Raw genomic sequence first — 16276 nt, 5'->3', positions numbered from 1 at the left:
GCTCACATCCGGAACACGCCGAAGTTCGACGTGCCCTCCACTGGCCCGCTGTGCGCGGCCGACAGCGCGATGCCGAGCGCCGTGCGGGTGTCGCGCGGGTCGATGATGCCGTCGTCCCACAGCTGCCCGGTCGCGAACAGCGCGGTCGACTCGTTGTCGACCTGCTCTTCGAGCGCGGCGACCATGTCGGGGTTGCGGCCCTTGGTCACGATGTTCATCACCCCGGCGAGCTGCTTGGGGCCCATCACCGCGATGCGGTGGTTGGGCCACGTGAACACGAACCGCGGGTTGTACGCCCGGCCCGACATGCCGTAGTTGCCGGCCCCGTAGCTCACCCCGACCATGACCGTGAAGTGCGGCACGGTGGAGTTCGACACCGCGTTGATGAGCTTGGCGCCGTCTTTGATGATCCCGCCCTGCTCGTAGCGGGTGCCCACCATGAACCCGGTGATGTTCTGCAGGAACACCAGCGGGGTGTCGATGCGGTTGCACAGCTGGATGAACTGCGCGCCTTTCTCCGACTCCTCGCTGAACAAGATGCCGTTGTTGGCCAAGATGCCGATCGGAAAGCCGGCCAGCTCGGCCCACCCGCACACGAGCTGCGTGCCGTACAGCGCCTTGAACTCCTCGAAACGCGAACCGTCGACCACCCGGGCGATCACCTCGCGCACGTCGAACGGCAGCTTCGGGTCGGCCGACGGCACGCCGAGCAGCTCCTCGGGGTCGTGCACGGGCTCGTCGCCTGCCGCGCCGGCGCGAGGGCCGGGCCCGGCTTTGCGCCAGTTCAGGTGGGCCACGATGTCGCGGCCGATGCGCAGGGCGTCGGGCTCGTCGTCGGCGAGGTAGTCGGCGAGGCCTGAGGTGCGCGCGTGCATCTCCGCGCCGCCGAGCTCTTCTTCGTCGGCGTCCTCGTCGATGGCCATCTTCACCAGCGGCGGCCCACCCAGGAAGACTTTGGCGGCGTTGCGCTGCAGCACCGTGTAGTCGCTCATGCCGGGCACGTACGCACCGCCGGCCGTGGACGAGCCGAACACCAACGTGACCACCGGGATGCCGGCCGCGGACAGTTGCGTGAGGTTGCGGAAGCTCGCACCACCGGGCACGAAGATCTCGCGCTGGCGGGGGAGGTCGGCGCCGCCCGACTCGGTGAGGTTGATCAGCGGCAGGCGGTTCTCGCGGGCGATGTCCATGGCCCGCAGGGTCTTTTGCACCGTGGTCGGGCTCGACGACCCGCCGCGCACGGTGGGGTCGTTGGCGCTGATCACGCACTCCACGCCCGACACCCGCCCGATGGCCGTCACGCAGCCACCACCCACCGGGTCGAACGTGCCGTGCCCGGCGAGCGTCGACAGCTCCAGCAGCGGCGAGTCCTGGTCGACCAGCAGCTCGATGCGCTCGCGCACCAGCAACTTGCCCCGCTCGCGGTGGCGCTCCACATACTTGGGGCCGCCCCCCTCGAGCACGGTTGCCTCCACCGCGTGCACCTCGTCGAGCAGCGCCAACATCGCGTCGCGGTTCGCAGCGAACGTGTCGGACCGGGGGTCGAGGCGGGTCCCGAGGCGCTGCACCCGGGCGAGGCTACCGGCCGGCCTCACCGTCGGCCGGGTCTCACCCGAGATGGAACGAGCCGGCGCCGGCTACTGCCGGGGCGGCGCCGGGGCGCCCCCGGTACGCTCCGGCGGATGCCGGACCTCGCCGACTTGCTGGCTGATCTCGACGCCGAGAACGACGTGCTCGACGGGCTGGTGGCGCCGCTCGACCCGGACGGCTGGGCACGGCCGACACCCGCGCCGGGGTGGGATGTCGCCGCGCAGATCGGTCACCTCGCGTTCTTCGACGAGAAAGCGGTGCTTGCCGCCACGGATCCCGACCGGTTCGTGGCCGAGGAGCTTCCGGCGGTGCAAGCTGACCCCGAGGGCTACATGGCCGCGGCCGTGGGCCGGGCGCACGCCATGGCCGTCGCCGACCTGCTGGCGTGGTGGCGCGACGGCCGTCGCGCGTTCCGAGCGTCGTTCGCGGCGCTCGACCCGAAGGCCAAAGTGCCGTGGTACGGCCCGCCGATGAGCGTCACGTCGAAAGTGACCTCCCGGCTCATGGAGACGTGGGCGCACGGCCAGGACGTGGTCGACGCGCTCGCCCCGCTGGGCGCCACCCGGGAGCCGACGGACCGGCTGCGCCACATCGCCCACCTCGCCGTGCGGACTCGCGGTTTCGCGTATACCGCCAACCATCGCGCGCTGCCCGACGGCGACGTGCGGGTGGAGCTGGCCGCGCCCAGCGGTGACACGTGGACCTGGGGCGACCCGGCGCTGCCCGATCGGGTGAGCGGCCCGGCACTCGACTTCTGCCTGGTGATGACCCGCCGGCGTCACCACCTGGACACCGCGCTGGTCGCGGACGGCCCCCTCGCGGTCGAGTGGCTCGAGATCGGCCAGACCTTTGCCGGCCCGCCGGGGGAAGGTCGCCGCCCCGGGCAGTTCGCCTGAACCCGACGGCGCGACCGACCGATCGGGTCGCCGGGCGGCCCTGACCCCCGAACGGCGCCGGTAGCCTCGGACCGCTATGGAACGATTCGGGTTCGTCGGGTTGCCCAACGCCGGCAAGTCGTCGCTGTACAACGCACTGGCTGGCGGGGGCGCGCTGGCCGCACCGTATGCCTTCGCCACCAAGGACCCGAACGTCGGCGTCGCCAAGGTGATCGACGACCGCCTCGACCGCCTGGCCGAGATGTCGAAATCGAAGAAGGTCGTGCCGGCGTCGGTCGAGTTCGTCGACATCGGTGGGCTGGTCGAAGGTGCGTCGAAAGGTGAAGGCCTCGGCAACCGCTTCCTCGCCGGCATCCGTGAGTCCGACGCGATCGTGTTCGTGCTGCGCGCCTTTGCCGATGGCGACGTGCCCGGCCCCGCCGACCCGCTCGAGCACTTGCGGGTGGTCGAGATCGAGCTCACCCTGGCCGATCTCGAGTCGGTGCAGTCGCGCATCGACCGCCAGCGCAAGGCCGCCAAGCAGGACCGCTCCCTGGCCGACTCGGTGGCCGCGGCCGAAGCGGCGTTGGCCGTCCTCGAAGAGGGCACGCCGATCTACCGCCGCGACCTGTCCGGCGAGCAGCGCGCCTTGCTGAAGCCGTGGTTCCTGCTCACCAACAAGCCGGTGCTGGCAGTGGTCAACGTCGGCGAGGACCAGCTCGAGTCGATCGACGACGTGATCGCGCCGGTCGTCGCCGAGTTGGGCGACCGCGCCGAGGTGCTCGGCATGTGCGTGCAACTCGAGGCGGAGGCCGCCGAGCTCACCGGCGACGACCGCGCCGAGCTGCTCGAGGGCTACGGGCTCGGCGAAGGCGCGCTGCCCCGGTTCATCCGCACCGCGTACCACCTGCTCGGCCTGCGGACGTTCTTCACCACGGGCGACAAGGAGAGCCGGGCGTGGACCTTCCGGGCGGGCGCCAAGGCACCGGAGGCGGCGGGTCGCATCCACACCGACTTCGAGCGCGGGTTCATCCGGGCCGAGGTGATCCACTGGGACGAGCTGCTCGACCTCGGCTCGTGGAACAAGGCGAGAGAAGCCGGGCGGATCCGGGTGGAGGGCAAGGACTACGAGGTCGCCGACGGCGACGTGCTCGAGTTCCGGTTCAACGTGTGAGGGCTGTGGCGCGATGACCGAGTCCAACGCATGGTTGCTGTGCGCCGATCGGGTCGTCGCCAGCCTCGAAGTCGCGTCGACGCGACGCGAACGCCGGCGCGGGTTGCTGGGTCGTGACGGCATCGACGGCGCGCTGTTGATCGAGCGGTGCCGGTCGGTCCACACGATCGGGATGCGGTTCCCGATCGACGTGGCGTTCCTCGACGCCGGCGGCGTGGTCGTGCGGATCGCCGCGCTCGGCCGGTGGCGGACGGCCAGCTGCCGGCGGGCGCGCCAAGTGGTGGAAGCCGAAGCGGGCGCGTTCGACCGTTGGGGCGTCCGCGTCGGCGACACGCTCGAGGTTCGACGCGGCAGCTGAGCTCGCCGGGGCAGCCGGGCGGGGGCTACGCGTGGACGGGTGGCCGGCGGTCGGCCCAGGGCACCGATTGCTCGAGCTGGCTCGCCACTTGGATGAGCAGGTCCTCCCGGCCGTACGCGGCCACGATCTGCACGCCGACCGGTAGCCCGCCGGCGGTCACGTGCAGCGGGAGCGAGACGGCGGGCTGACCGCTCATGTTGAACTGCGCGGTGTACTGCAGCAGGTTGACGAGTCGCTCGTAGCCATGCTCGGGGTCGGTCAGCCAGCCGAGCGGTGGTGGCGGGCCGTTGAGCACCGGTGACACGAGCAGGTCGTGCTCGCCGCCCCCGTCGCGCCACCATGCGGCGAGGCGACGCTCCCACCGGTGCAGCGACCGCACCGCTGCCAGGTACTGCGGCGCGGTCAGGGCCCTGCCCAGCACGGGGAACGCCTGGTTGCCGGGTTCGAGCTCCTCATCCGCGATCGGGCGACCGAGCAGCGACGAGTAGTGGTCGAGGTCGGCCACCAGCTCTGCGCTGATGATCGTCGGGAAGGCGGTCATGAAACCGGGATCGCCGATCTCGGTGGGGAACGCGACCTCGACGTGGTGTCCGAGCTGCTCGAGCGCCCTGCCCGCCGCGGCCACGGCCTCGGCGGCGTCCTCGTTTGGGGTGGCGCCTTGCATCAGCGGGTGGTCGAGCAGTCCGATGCGCAGCGTGCCCGGATCGGCGCCCACTTCCTGCGCGAACGACCGGCTCGGCGGCGGCGCGGTGTAGGGGTCACCTGGCGCCAGCCCGGCGATGGTGTCGAGGATCGCCGCGCTGTCGCGCACCGTGCGGGTGATCGCATGCTCGATCACGCCGCCCATCCACGCCTCGCCGAGGTCGGGGCCGAGGCTCACCCGGCCGCGGCTGGGCTTCAGGCCCACCAGCCCGCAGTTGGCGGCCGGGATGCGGATCGACCCGCCACCGTCGTTGGCGTGCGCCGCGGAGGTGAGCCCGGCAGCAACGGCGGCGGCGGAACCGCCCGACGACCCGCCGGTGGAGTGGTCGAGGTTCCACGGGTTGTGCGCCGGTCCGTAGGCGAGCGACTCGGTGGTGATCGAAGTGCCGAATTCCGGCACGTTCGTGCGGCCCACGAACACGAACCCCGCGCGGCGGAAGCGGGCGACCAGTTCGGTGTCGTGGTCGGCGACCAGGCCGGCCTCCTTCAGCGCCCGGTTGCCGCAGTGGATCGGGTCGCCCTCAGAGAGCGCGGTCAGATCCTTGAGGAGGAACGGCACGCCCCGGAACGGGCCGTCGGGTAGGTCGCCGGCGGCCTCGGTGCGGGCCTTGTCGAACCGCTCGTGGATCACGGCGTTGAGTTGCGGGTTCACCGACTCGATGCGGGCGATCGCTTCGTCGACGAGTTCGGTCGGAGACACCTCCCCCGAGCGGACGAGTTCGGCTTGGGCGGTTGCATCGAGCCAAGTGGTGTCAGCCATGGTTGGCACAGTACGCGGGCGGTCCCGGTGCTGCTTCGGCCCAACCGACTGATCAGCGGCCACGGTCCGGTGCGAGGATGGCGCCATGACGAGCGGCGTGCTGGTGGTGGTGGGCACCCCGATCGGCAACCTGGCTGACCTCTCGCCGCGGGCCGTCGAGGCCCTGGCCGGCGCGGATTCCATCTGTTGCGAAGACACGCGCCGCACCGGCCGCCTCTTGCAGCACGCGGGCATCGACGCCCCGCCGTTGATCGTCGCCAACGAGCACACCGAAGCGGGTGCAGCCGCGCGTGTGGTGGAGCGCTTGCACCGCGGCGAGCGCGTCGCAGTGGTCACCGATGCCGGGATGCCGGCGATCTCCGACCCCGGCGAACGGATCGTGGCGGCCGCGCTCGCCGCGGGCTTCGCCGTAGAGGTGGTGCCCGGCCCGTCCGCGGTGGTTGCTGCCGTGGCGATCAGCGGCCTGCCGACCGACCGTTGGGTGTTCGAGGGGTTCGTGCCCCGCAAGGGCCGCGACCGGACGGACCGCCTCGCCGAGATCGCAGCCGAGCGGCGCACCGTGGTGCTGTACGAGGCACCCCACCGCCTCGAACGCACCCTGGCCGACCTGGCCGCGGTCTGCGGCGGCGACCGGAAGGTGGCGGTGGCTCGCGAGCTCACCAAGCTCCACGAGGAGGTCTGGCGCGGCAGCCTCGGCGAGGCCACCGCGTGGGCGAGCGCCGCGCAACCCAGAGGAGAGCTCGTGGTGGTGCTCGACGGCATGGCCGCGGTGCCCCCGCCGGACGACGCCACGATCCTCGCTGCGCTCCGGGCCGAGCTCGACCGCGGATCGTCGACCCGCGACGCCGCGGCCACCGTCGCCGCCGCGCTCGGCGTCAGCCGACGCCGGACGTATCAGCTCGCGCTCGACCTGGCTCCACCCGAGTCGCGGTGAGCGCGTCCACACGCCGGGTTGTCCGCCGGTCGCCCCTCTACGCTGGGATCGTGCCGGAGGAACCGCCGCCGCTCGAGGAGCTGTACGAGCCCGATGTGCTGGCGCGCATCGACGCAGTGTTGGCGCACCACGGCGTGCGCGATGCCGACGCGTTCTTCGCTGACGGATCGGTCGACGGGCCGGTCGAGGGCGAGCCGGACGTGCCGCAGGAGCGAGGCCCGGTCAGCATCGAGGGCAAGGTGGCGGAGTGGGCGGCCCATTCGGCGGTGGGCGGCATGTTGCGTGGCGTCGGCAAGGCGGTCGAGGACCTCCTGCGCAACGAGATCGAGATCGTGCAGGAAGTGCACGACGAGAGCGCGGCCGGTGCCGACCACCGCCCGGTGCGGGTCGTGCTGGTGCCCGACGCGCCGAAGGCCAGCAAGGCGTTCGTGCGCCCCTGGTTGTTCGCCCGCCGTCGCGATGGCGGAGGCTGAGCCGGGCGGGCATCCCCGTCACTGTCACAGCCCGTCGGTACCTTCGCCTTCATGGAGTTGGCGGGGCGCATGGCGCGCAGCCCGGTGGTCGAGGAGTGTTCCCTGTCGGCGTGGTCGGGGCGGCCGGGCCGGTGCCGTTGGTGCGACGTGGTGCTGACGCCCCAACGCGCGGTCGCCGGCGACCTGTGGTGCTCGATGGCGTGCGACGACGAGTACCACCGCAACCATCGCTGGGAGCTGGCCCGCCTCACGGCGCTCGCACGCGACGATCACCGCTGCGTCCAGTGCGGTCTCGGGCCTGCGTCGGTGAGCGAAGGCCACTTCCTCCTGCGGGCGCTGTGCCCGATGGGCGCGGTCGAGGCCGCGGCGTTGTTCGACTCCGCCGAGTGGCGCCGGTTCCGGATCGACTGCCAGGTCGAGGTCCACCACCTGGTGGCCCGCGAGGGCGGCGGCTACGGGGCCGGCTGCCACCACCACCTCGACGGGTTGGCCACCTTGTGCCATCGCCACCACGCCGAGATCACCGCGGCCCAGGTGCGCCACATGCGCGCCGTCTGAGTGGCGGCGGCCGGCCCGGCCGGGGTCAGGTGAAGCGGCGCAGGCGCAGGCTGTTGGACACCACGAACAGGCTCGACGCCGCCATCGCGCCGCCGGCGATCAAGGGGTTGAGGTAGCCGAGGGCGGCAAGCGGGATCGCCGCGGCGTTGTAGGCGAAGGCCCAAAAGAGGTTGCCCTTGATGGTGCCCAACGTGCGGCGCGCGAGGCGGATGGCGTCGGGCGCGGCCAGCAGATCGCCTCGCACGAGGGTCAGGTCGCCGGCTTCGATCGCGGCGTCGGTGCCGGTGCCCATCGACAGGCCGAGATCGGCTTGCGCCAGCGCGGCGGCGTCGTTCACCCCGTCGCCCACCATCGCCACCACCCGGCCCTCGGCCTGGAGCCGGCGAACGACGGCCACTTTGTCGGCCGGCAGGACCTCGGCGATGACTTCGTCGATGCCGACCTGGGCCGCCACGCTCCTGGCGGTCGCCACGTTGTCGCCGGTGAGCAGCACCGGCCGGAGGCCGAGCCGGCGCAGCTCGCGGATCGCCTCGGCGGAGCTGTCCTTGGGTGTGTCGGCCACCACGAGCACGGCACGGGCGGCGCCGTCCCAGCCCGCCAGCACGGCGGTCCGGCCGGCTTGCTCTGCGGCGCCCTCGGCCGACTCGAGCTCAGGTGGCAGGCGCAGCGCGAAGTCGGCGAGCAGCGCGGGGCGTCCGGCGACCACGGCGTGACCATCCACCACGCCTTGCACCCCGAGGCCTGCCCGGTTGGCGAACGACTCGACCTCGGGGAGGTCGCCGCCCTCGGCTCGGGCGGCGGCCGCGATGGCCTGTGCGATCGGGTGCTCCGACGCGTCCTCCACAGCACCGACGAGCCGCAATGCGACCGCCCGGTCGGCCGGGTCGACGGTGACCACGTCGACCAACGACATCTGGCCGGTCGTCACAGTGCCGGTCTTGTCGAGCACCACGGTGTCGACCTTGCGCGTCGACTCGAGCACTTCGGGGCCCCGGATCAGCAGGCCGAGCTGGGCGCCCCGGCCGGTACCGACCATCAAGGCGGTGGGGGTGGCGAGGCCGAGCGCGCACGGGCAGGCGATGATCAGCACCGCCACGGCCGCGGTGAACGAGCTCTCCGCCGTGTGGGCGGTGAGCAGCCACACGGCGAGGGTTGCGATGGCCACCGCGATCACCACCGGCACGAACACGCCCGACACCCGGTCGGCGAGGCGCTGCACGGCCGCCTTGCCGCTCTGGGCCTCGGTGACCAACCGGCCGATCTGGGCGAGCTGCGTGTCGCTCCCCACGCGGGTGGCGCGCACCACGAGCCGACCGCCGGCGTTGACGGTGCCGCCGGCCACCGAGTCGCCCGGCCCGACTTCCACCGGCACGCTCTCGCCGGTGAGGAGCGATCGGTCGATGGCCGACGTTCCTTCGGTGACCAGCCCGTCGGTCGCCACCTTCTCGCCGGGCCGCACCACGAAGAGATCGCCGGCGGCGAGCTGGTCGGTCGGGATCCGCACCTCGCGCCCGTCGCGGAGCGCCGCGACGTCCTTGGCGCCGAGCTCGAGCAGCGCTCGCAGCGCGGCACCCGAGCGTCGCTTGGCGCGGGCCTCCAGATAGCGGCCCGTGAGCAGGAACACCACCACCGCAGCCGCGACTTCGAGGTACAGCTCGTTGGTGCCCGCGCCGCGGGCGGTGGTGAGGTCGAACTTCATCTTCATGCCGGGCATGCCGGCGTCGCCGATGAACAGGGCGTACAACGACCAGCCGAACGCGGCGAGCGTGCCGACCGAGATGAGCGTGTCCATGGTGGCCGCGCCGTGGCGGGCGTTCGTGGCGGCGGCGCGGTGGAACGGCCAGCCACCCCAGGTGACCACCGGGGCGGCCAGCGTGAGTGAAAGCCACTGCCAGTTGCGGAACTGGATCGCGGGCACCATGGCCAGCGCCACCACAGGCAGTGCGAGCGCGGCCGAGATCCACAAGCGCTGGCCGAGACCGGCGGTCGAGTCCGACCCGTGGTCGTGGTCGTGGTCTTGGTCGTCGACCGCGTGGGCGTCGGCGGCCTGGGGGGGCGCGCCGGCGCCAACCGCTGCCGGGACCCGCGCCCGGTAGCCCGCGGCCTCCACTGCAGCGATGAGCTCGTCGTCGGTGACCGAGGGGTCGACGTCGACGGTGGCTCGCTCGGTGGCGTAGTTGACCGTGCCGGTCACCCCGCCGACCTTGTTGAGACGCTTCTCGATGCGGCTGGCGCACGAGGCGCACGTCATCCCGCCGATGTCGAGGTCGACGTGGCGAGGGGTCGGGCCGGCGGGTGCGGTGCCGGTCATGGCGTGAGCTCGTAGCCCGCTTCGTCGACAGCGGCGCGTACGGCGGCGTCGGGCAGGGGGGCGTCGCTGGTGACCTCCGCGGTGCCGGCGGCGAGGTCGACGTGCACGTCGGTCACCCCGTCGATCGCGGACAGCTCCTCGGTGACGGCGCGAACGCAGTGCTCGCAGCTCATCCCGGCGATCTCGAACGTGGCGGTCGTCGTCATGCCGACCACCCTACCCATACCCCCTAGGGGTAGCAACTGGTATGCTGGCGACATGCACGGCTACACCGCCAACAAGGACGAGTACCTCAAACGGCTGCGCCGCATCGAGGGCCAGGTGCGCGGACTCCAGCGGATGATCGACGACGACAAGTACTGCATCGACATCCTCACGCAGATCTCCGCCGCCAACCGGGCGCTCCAGTCGGTGGCGCTCGGCCTGCTCGACGAGCACTTGTCGCACTGCGTGGCCGAAGCCGTCGCGGAGGGTGGCGCCGAGGCCGAGGCCAAGGTGCGCGAAGCGTCCGACGCCATCGCCCGCCTCGTCCGGGCCTGACAACCGTTTCCCCAGTTCCAAGACGGATCTGCCCCGGTGGACCCTTCGATGTCACACCGCATGGCGATGATGGGGCCATGGTGACGGGACTGGTGATCGGCCTGGTGGCGGGTGTGGTCGGGGCGGTGGTGGCCGCGCTCGCGGTCGGCGTCGGGCGGCGGCGCCCGCAGGGCGAGGGCGAGATCGGCGCGGCCGAACGCCAGCTCGGCGCGGAGCTGCAACGCATGGGTGCGCTGGTGGCGGAGCTGCAGCGAGCCCAAGCTCGCTCGCACGGTGACCTCGCGGCCGGCATCCGCGAGGCCTTGCGCGCCACCCGCGAGCTCGGCACCACCACCCGCGACTTGCAGGCCGCCCTCGCCAACAGCCAGGCGCGTGGGCAGTGGGGCGAGCGCATGGCCGACGACGTCTTGCGCGCCGCCGGGCTGGTCGAGGGCGTGAGCTACGTGCGCCAGCGTGGGGTGGCCAACGGTGCCCGGCCCGACGTCACTTTCTTGTTGCCCGAAGGCCGTGTGCTGCACATGGACGTGAAGTTCCCGGCCGACCACTACCTCGCGTCGCTCCAGGCCCCGACCGAGGCCGAGCAGTCTGACCACGAGCGGGCGTTCCTGCGGGCCGTCCGCGGCCACCTGAAAGCGGTGGCCGGCCGGGGCTACACCGACCCGTCGACGACGCCGGGCATCGCGCTGATCTTCATCCCGAACGAGGCGATCTACTCGTTTGTCATGTCGGCCGACCCCGACCTGGTCGACGTGGCGCTGGCGCAGCGCCTGGTGGTGTGCTCGCCGTTCACGTTGTTCGCGGTGCTGGCCGTGATCCGCCAGTCGACCGAGGCGTTCCGGATCGGTCAGGCGTCCGATGAGCTGCGCGAGGGCCTCACCCGGTTCCGGGCCGAGTGGGAGCGCTTCGCCGGCCAGCTCGATCGGGTGGCCAAGCAGTGGGAGACCGCGCACCGGGGCTTCGAGGAGCTGGCCGGCACCCGGCGCCGCCAGCTCGAGCGCCACCTCGACCGGGTCGACCTGCTCGGCGTCGATGCGAGAGGGAGCGACCTGCTCTCCTTGGTGGCTCCCGCGTCCTCATCACGGCCGGAAACCCAGATCAGCGACGTTGGCGGTGCCCGGTAGCCTCGGCTGCCGTGGAGCCGCGCCGATTCTTCGTCACCACCCCGATCTACTACGTCAACGACGCGCCCCACATCGGCCACGCCTACACCACCGTCACGGCCGACGCCCTGGCCCGCTGGCACCGGCTGATCGGCGACGACGTCTTCTTCCTCACGGGCACCGACGAGCACGGGCTGAAGATCCAACGGGCCGCCGAGGCCAACGGCGTGTCGCCCCAGGAGTGGGCCGACCGCACCGCGGCCCGGTTCGTGGAGGCGTGGGAGCTGCTCGGCATCTCCAACGACGACTTCATCCGCACGAGCGAGCCGCGCCACTACACGGCCGTCGCCGAGTTGCTCCAGCAGGTCTACGACCGAGGCTTCGTCCGCAAAGACGTCTACGAGGGCCTGTATTGCGTGTCGTGCGAGGCCTACTACGACCCCTCCGAGCTGGTCGACGGGCTGTGCCCGATCCACAAGCGCCCCGTCGAGCAGGTCAGCGAGGAGAACTACTTCTTCGAGCTCTCGAAGTTCGAACAGCCGCTGCTCGACCACTACGCCGCGCATCCCGACTTCGTCCGCCCGGAGACCAAGCGCAACGAGGCGCTGGGCTTCATACGCGGCGGCTTGAAGGACTTCTCGATCAGCCGCACGTCGATCACGTGGGGCGTGCCGCTGCCGTGGGACCCCACCCACGTCACGTATGTGTGGTTCGACGCCCTCACCAACTACCTCACGGCAGTCGGCTACGGGTCCGATCCGGAGCGGTTCGCCGCCTGGTGGCCACACGTGCAGCACCTCATCGGCAAGGACATCTTGCGCTTCCACTGCGTGTACTGGCCGGCCATGTTGCTGGCGGCCGACCTGCCGCTGCCCACCCACGTCGACGTGCACGGCTTCTTGCTGGTCGGCGGCGAGAAGATGTCGAAGACGGCGTTCAACCAGATCGCCCCGGCCGACCTGGTGGCCGACTTCGGCGTCGACGGGTTCCGCCACCACTTCTTGCACGACGTGGCATTCGGCCCCGACGGCGACTTCAGCTACGAGGGCATGGTCGCCCGTTACAACGCCGATCTGGCCAACAACTACGGCAACTTGCTGGCCCGCGTGTCCACGGTGGTGGCCAAGCAGTGCGGCGGCATCGGGCCGGCGCCCCGGCCTGACAGCCCGCTCGCGCCGGTCGCCGCCGAAGTGTGCCGCGACGCTGCCGCGGCGTGGGAGGCGGTGGCGCCATCCGTCGCGCTCGACCACACGTGGCGGCTCATCCGTGAGACCAACGCGCTGCTGGAAGCCACCGAGCCGTGGAAGGCGGAGTCCGGTCCCGAGGTCGACGCGGTGCTCGGCGACGCACTCGAGGCGCTGCGGATCGTGGCCGTCCTCGCGTCGCCCGCCACCCCGACCGCGTCGGCCGAGGTGTGGCGCCGCATCGGCTTGCCGGGCTCGGTGGCCGACCAACGTCTGCCCGCCGCGGGCGAGTGGGGTGGCTACCCGGGTGGCCTCCCGGTCGAGAAGGGCGCGCCGCTGTTCCCGCGCATCAAGGCCTGAGCTCGACCGTGCCCCGTTGGATCGACGACCACTGCCACTTGGGCTTCGACGCGGGCCGCTTTCAGCCGACCCCGGGCGACGACGCTGACTCCTCGGTCGAGGGGGTGGTGGCCGCGCTCGTCGCCGAGGCCAGGGAGGTGGGCGTCGAGCGGATGATCACGGTCGGGTGCGATCTCGCGTCGAGCCGGGAGGCGATCGCGGCGGCCGAGGCGCACGACGGCGTGTGGGCAACGGTCGGCCTGCACCCCCACGAAGCGCGCCACGGCCTCGACGGGCTCGAGCCGCTGCTCGACCACCCGAAAGTGGTGGCCGTGGGGGAGTGCGGCCTCGACTACCACTACGACCACTCGCCTCGCGCGGATCAGCGGGCGATGTTCGCCGCCCAGATCGCCTTGGCGCAGGCCCACGACCTGCCCCTCGTGGTGCACACCCGCGAGGCGTGGGACGACACGTTCGACATCCTCGCTGCGCAAGGCGTGCCCTCCCGCACGGTGATCCACTGCTTCACAGGCGGTCCCGACGAGGCCCGCCGCTGCCTCGATCTCGGCGCCCACCTGTCGTTCAGCGGCATCGTGACCTTCAAGGCCGCCGCCGACGTGCAGGCCGCCGCAGCGCTCTGCCCGCTCGATCGGTTGCTCGTCGAGACCGACAGCCCTTACCTCGCCCCCACCCCCAACCGCGGCAAGGCGAACCGGCCGGCGTGGGTGGTGCGGGTGGGGGAGGCCGTGGCCGCGTTGCACGATGTGGCGGTCGATGAGGTGGCCGACCGGTCGTGGCGCAACGCGATCGAGGTGTACGCGCTGCCCGACGCCTGATCCCGGCCCGGCGCATGACAGCCGTGTTGCGACCCCTGTCACCGAACCGCCATCGAGCGGCACACCTCTGTGACCGACCCGGGCGCACCTGGCTGCCGGAATGCCTTGCGACACAAGGGAATCTGGTGAGAGGAAGGTTCTCTGCCAACGAGAACGGACTCCGCTCCAAGGCGTCTCGAGCGGCGAATTTCACCCCCGTAAGTTGCGGTTTCGTTACGGGACCCTCTAGGTTCTGCTCCCGTCATGGACCCGAACCGCCCGTCTCGTCCGACCCCCCGCGCCCGTGGTGCCCACACCCGCTCTCCCGGTGAAGTCCCGTGGTGGGAGCGCATGGGCGAAGCGCCCCTCGGCGCTGCCACGCCGGGCCCCCGCCGCCAGCGGTCGTCCGCTTCGGCCGGCTCCAAGCGCATGGCCCACCCCGGCATCCTCGCCGCGGTGCTGCTGGCCGTCCTCGCCGTCCCGCTCCTCGCGCTGAGCCGTGGCTCGGGCAGCGGCTCGAAGAACGTCGCCGTCGTCCAGGCGCCGAAGTCGGTGCTGGCGCACGACTCGCACGCCACGTCCACCAGTGCAGCCGGCTCGACCACCGCCGCTCCGGCCACGGCTGCGCCGGCCACGTCGACCGCGCCGTCGGCTGTGCCGGTCTCTGCGGCGCCGGTCGCCGCCGCCGCTCACCCGGCTCAGGCGGTCCTCCAGCGGGTCGCCGCCACGACCGCGCCGTCGACCACCGCAGCTGCGCCGTCGTCGTCGGCGGCTCGCCCGGCAGCCACCACGGCGCCCCGCCCGACGGCGACCACGGCGCCGCGCCCGGCACCCACCGCTGCCCCCCGGCCGGCGGCAGCCCCGGCGAGCAGCCAAAGCGGCCAGGGCACGTGGTATCGCTACAAGTCCGGCGGCTGCGCCAACAACAATCTGCCGATGGGCACGGTGGTCCATGTGACCAACACGGCCACCGGTGCCACGGCCACCTGCGTGGTCAACGACCGCGGTGCATTCGGCTACCCGACGATCCTCGACATGGATGCGTCGGTGTTCCAGCAGCTCGCCCCGCTGGGCGCTGGTCGGATCAGCATCCGCATCAGCTGGTGATCCCGGCCCGGCCGTAGAGCCGGGCGGCAGACTGCAGGCGATGGCGCTGACCCGGCGGCGGATCGCGGAGTTGATGTCGACGTTCGACTTGTCGCCCTCGCGCGCCCTCGGCCAGAACTTCGTGGCCGACCCCAACACGGTGCGTCGCATCGCCCGCCTGGCGAAGGTTGGGCCGGGTGACCACGTCGTCGAGGTCGGTCCGGGCCTCGGGTCGCTCACGCTCGAACTGGCCGCCACCGGGGCCGAGGTGTTGGCGGTCGAGCTCGACAAGTACGTGCTGCCCGCGCTGCGGGCCGTGCTCGACGAAGCCGGCGTGCTGGAACCGGTAGGGCTGGTCCGCGTGGTGGAGGCCGACGCGACCACCGCTGAATGGCACTCGCTGCTGACCGGCGCCGGCACCTGGACGCTGGTGGCCAACCTCCCGTACAACGTCGCCACGCCGCTGCTGCTCGACCTGCTCGACGAGGTGCCGGTCATCGGACGCTTCTTGGTGATGGTGCAAGCCGAGGTGGGCGAGCGGTTGGCCGCGCCGCCGGGCGACAAGGCCTATGGCATCCCTTCGGTCAAAGTCGCCTTTCACGCCACCGCGAAGGTGGTCGGCCGTGTGGGACCCGACGTGTTCGTGCCCCGGCCGAGGGTTGGCTCCGCGCTGGTGGAGATCGTGCGCCGGTCCGAGCCGGTGGATGTCGCCGACGAGGCGCTGCTGTTCTCGCTGGTGCGCGCCGCGTTCGGCCAGCGCCGCAAGATGCTGCGGCGGTCGCTCGCCGGCCACGTCGACGTGACGACGTGGGACGTGGCAGGGATCGACCCCACGGCCCGTCCCGAGCAGCTCGGCCTGGAAGCCTGGGTGCGGCTGGCGGACGCGGTGGCTCAGGCCACCGCGTCGGGCGGGTCGTGACCGGGCGGCCGCCGGGGGTAGCGGGGTGGGAAGTGGTTGGGCCCCCGTCGTCGACCAGGGGTGATCGTCGTGGCCGGTACCGTGGCAGGCCATGCAGCTCACCAACCAGGGTCGGTCGGCGGTCGATCGCGCCGGGCGGCTGTACCGCCGCCGCGGTGAGCTGCTCGGGCGCCGCAAGGAGCTGCGGTTGCGGGCGGTGTCGTGGCTCGACAAGTCGCTGATGGTGTCGCAGCCCTGCACGTACGAGTCGATGGTCGACCCCACCATGTTGCGGTGGGCGACGACCCTGCGACCCGACTGGGAGCGGCTCCGGCCGGGGTGGGACTCCGATCCGCTCTACGCGGGGGCGACCGTGCTGCCGCACCGCAAGGTGTGGGAGTGGGCGTACATCGCCGAGGCCCTCGAGCGCAGCGGCTCCTTGCAGCCGGGTCGGCGTGGTGTGGGGTTCGGGGTGGGCAAGGAGCCGTTGACGGCGTTGTTCGCGTCGCGGGGCGCGGAGGTGGTGGCCACTGATCTGCAGGACGATCTGGCGACGGCGGCGGGTTGGCGTGATCACGA

The 16276-nt window shown here is 72.0% G+C and carries 17 protein-coding genes; 13 read left to right on the top strand and 4 right to left on the bottom strand.

Annotated elements, in window-relative coordinates; all coding sequences use genetic code 11:
* Positions 1–2: 2 nt before the first annotated feature.
* Positions 3–1568, bottom strand: coding sequence for a carboxyl transferase domain-containing protein (locus tag VHA73_00085; protein ID HVX16405.1), 1566 nt, complete (start codon positions 1566–1568; stop codon positions 3–5).
* A 114-nt stretch (positions 1569–1682) separates the two neighbouring features.
* Between VHA73_00085 and VHA73_00080 the strand changes: the two genes are divergently transcribed.
* The 3 genes from VHA73_00080 (at position 1683) to VHA73_00070 (ending at position 3997) form a co-directional block, all read left to right on the top strand.
* Positions 1683–2486, top strand: a complete 804-nt coding sequence (locus VHA73_00080; GenBank protein ID HVX16404.1) for a TIGR03084 family metal-binding protein — start codon at positions 1683–1685, stop codon at positions 2484–2486.
* A 76-nt stretch (positions 2487–2562) separates the two neighbouring features.
* Positions 2563–3639 carry a redox-regulated ATPase YchF gene (ychF, locus tag VHA73_00075; GenBank protein ID HVX16403.1) on the top strand — a complete coding sequence of 359 codons (1077 nt, stop codon included), beginning with the start codon at positions 2563–2565 and terminating at the stop codon, positions 3637–3639.
* 13 nt (positions 3640–3652) lie between these two features.
* Positions 3653–3997, top strand: coding sequence for a DUF192 domain-containing protein (locus VHA73_00070; GenBank protein ID HVX16402.1), 345 nt, complete (start codon positions 3653–3655; stop codon positions 3995–3997).
* 25 nt (positions 3998–4022) lie between these two features.
* On the opposite strand, the gene VHA73_00065 is transcribed toward VHA73_00070, so the two are convergent.
* Entirely contained in the window at positions 4023–5459 is a 1437-nt protein-coding gene (locus tag VHA73_00065; GenBank protein ID HVX16401.1) for an amidase, read from the bottom strand.
* Between the two features lie 85 nt (positions 5460–5544).
* On the opposite strand from VHA73_00065, the gene rsmI reads away from it, so the two are divergent.
* Genes rsmI through VHA73_00050 form a run of 3 tightly spaced genes read left to right on the top strand, consistent with a single transcriptional unit; the run spans position 5545 to position 7424 of the window.
* Positions 5545–6393, top strand: a complete 849-nt coding sequence (gene rsmI, locus VHA73_00060; GenBank protein ID HVX16400.1) for a 16S rRNA (cytidine(1402)-2'-O)-methyltransferase — start codon at positions 5545–5547, stop codon at positions 6391–6393.
* A 50-nt stretch (positions 6394–6443) separates the two neighbouring features.
* Positions 6444–6866 (top strand): hypothetical protein, encoded by a 423-nt coding sequence (locus VHA73_00055; protein ID HVX16399.1) that lies wholly within the window; start codon positions 6444–6446, stop codon positions 6864–6866.
* 51 nt (positions 6867–6917) lie between these two features.
* Positions 6918–7424, top strand: a complete 507-nt coding sequence (locus VHA73_00050; protein ID HVX16398.1) for a hypothetical protein — start codon at positions 6918–6920, stop codon at positions 7422–7424.
* 25 nt (positions 7425–7449) lie between these two features.
* On the opposite strand, the gene VHA73_00045 is transcribed toward VHA73_00050, so the two are convergent.
* Both VHA73_00045 and VHA73_00040 read right to left on the bottom strand, forming a co-directional pair.
* Entirely contained in the window at positions 7450–9675 is a 2226-nt protein-coding gene (locus VHA73_00045; GenBank protein HVX16397.1) for a heavy metal translocating P-type ATPase, read from the bottom strand.
* 56 nt (positions 9676–9731) lie between these two features.
* Positions 9732–9941 carry a heavy metal-associated domain-containing protein gene (locus VHA73_00040; GenBank protein HVX16396.1) on the bottom strand — a complete coding sequence of 70 codons (210 nt, stop codon included), beginning with the start codon at positions 9939–9941 and terminating at the stop codon, positions 9732–9734.
* A 52-nt stretch (positions 9942–9993) separates the two neighbouring features.
* Between VHA73_00040 and VHA73_00035 the strand changes: the two genes are divergently transcribed.
* The 7 genes from VHA73_00035 to VHA73_00005 form a co-directional block, all read left to right on the top strand.
* Positions 9994–10275: a metal-sensitive transcriptional regulator gene (locus tag VHA73_00035; GenBank protein HVX16395.1), complete on the top strand. Its 282-nt coding sequence runs from the start codon at positions 9994–9996 to the stop codon at positions 10273–10275.
* A 77-nt stretch (positions 10276–10352) separates the two neighbouring features.
* The gene (locus tag VHA73_00030; protein ID HVX16394.1) at positions 10353–11396 is read left to right on the top strand and encodes a DNA recombination protein RmuC; all 1044 of its coding nucleotides are present in this window, start codon (positions 10353–10355) and stop codon (positions 11394–11396) included.
* An 11-nt stretch (positions 11397–11407) separates the two neighbouring features.
* Positions 11408–12919: a methionine--tRNA ligase gene (metG, locus tag VHA73_00025; GenBank protein HVX16393.1), complete on the top strand. Its 1512-nt coding sequence runs from the start codon at positions 11408–11410 to the stop codon at positions 12917–12919.
* Between the two features lie 8 nt (positions 12920–12927).
* Positions 12928–13734, top strand: coding sequence for a TatD family hydrolase (locus tag VHA73_00020; protein HVX16392.1), 807 nt, complete (start codon positions 12928–12930; stop codon positions 13732–13734).
* Positions 13735–14064: 330 nt separating this feature from the next.
* On the top strand, positions 14065–14820 hold the full coding sequence (locus VHA73_00015) for an RlpA-like double-psi beta-barrel domain-containing protein (GenBank protein ID HVX16391.1): 756 nt from the start codon (positions 14065–14067) through the stop codon (positions 14818–14820).
* Positions 14821–14860: 40 nt separating this feature from the next.
* Complete coding sequence (gene rsmA, locus VHA73_00010) at positions 14861–15718, top strand: 16S rRNA (adenine(1518)-N(6)/adenine(1519)-N(6))-dimethyltransferase RsmA (GenBank protein HVX16390.1); 858 nt, start codon at positions 14861–14863, stop codon at positions 15716–15718.
* A gap of 91 nt (positions 15719–15809) precedes the next feature.
* On the top strand, positions 15810–16276 hold a 467-nt coding region (locus tag VHA73_00005), incomplete at its 3' end, for a hypothetical protein (protein HVX16389.1).

The organism is Acidimicrobiales bacterium, assembly GCA_035547835.1.
Classification (GTDB): domain Bacteria; phylum Actinomycetota; class Acidimicrobiia; order Acidimicrobiales; family Iamiaceae; genus DASZTW01.
The sequence above is the reverse complement of the archived record's forward strand: the minus strand, read 5'-3'. Positions and strand labels throughout refer to the sequence as shown.

Coding starts and splice junctions, on each gene's coding strand:
- VHA73_00080 (HVX16404.1), top strand. CDS start 1,683: ATGCCGGACCTCGCCGACTTGCTGGCTGATCTCGACGCCGAGAACGAC.
- ychF (HVX16403.1), top strand. CDS start 2,563: ATGGAACGATTCGGGTTCGTCGGGTTGCCCAACGCCGGCAAGTCGTCG.
- VHA73_00070 (HVX16402.1), top strand. CDS start 3,653: ATGACCGAGTCCAACGCATGGTTGCTGTGCGCCGATCGGGTCGTCGCC.
- VHA73_00065 (HVX16401.1), bottom strand. CDS start 5,459: ATGGCTGACACCACTTGGCTCGATGCAACCGCCCAAGCCGAACTCGTC.
- rsmI (HVX16400.1), top strand. CDS start 5,545: ATGACGAGCGGCGTGCTGGTGGTGGTGGGCACCCCGATCGGCAACCTG.
- VHA73_00050 (HVX16398.1), top strand. CDS start 6,918: ATGGAGTTGGCGGGGCGCATGGCGCGCAGCCCGGTGGTCGAGGAGTGT.
- VHA73_00045 (HVX16397.1), bottom strand. CDS start 9,675: ATGACGTGCGCCTCGTGCGCCAGCCGCATCGAGAAGCGTCTCAACAAG.
- VHA73_00040 (HVX16396.1), bottom strand. CDS start 9,941: ATGACGACGACCGCCACGTTCGAGATCGCCGGGATGAGCTGCGAGCAC.
- VHA73_00035 (HVX16395.1), top strand. CDS start 9,994: ATGCACGGCTACACCGCCAACAAGGACGAGTACCTCAAACGGCTGCGC.
- VHA73_00030 (HVX16394.1), top strand. CDS start 10,353: ATGGTGACGGGACTGGTGATCGGCCTGGTGGCGGGTGTGGTCGGGGCG.
- VHA73_00015 (HVX16391.1), top strand. CDS start 14,065: ATGGGCGAAGCGCCCCTCGGCGCTGCCACGCCGGGCCCCCGCCGCCAG.
- rsmA (HVX16390.1), top strand. CDS start 14,861: ATGGCGCTGACCCGGCGGCGGATCGCGGAGTTGATGTCGACGTTCGAC.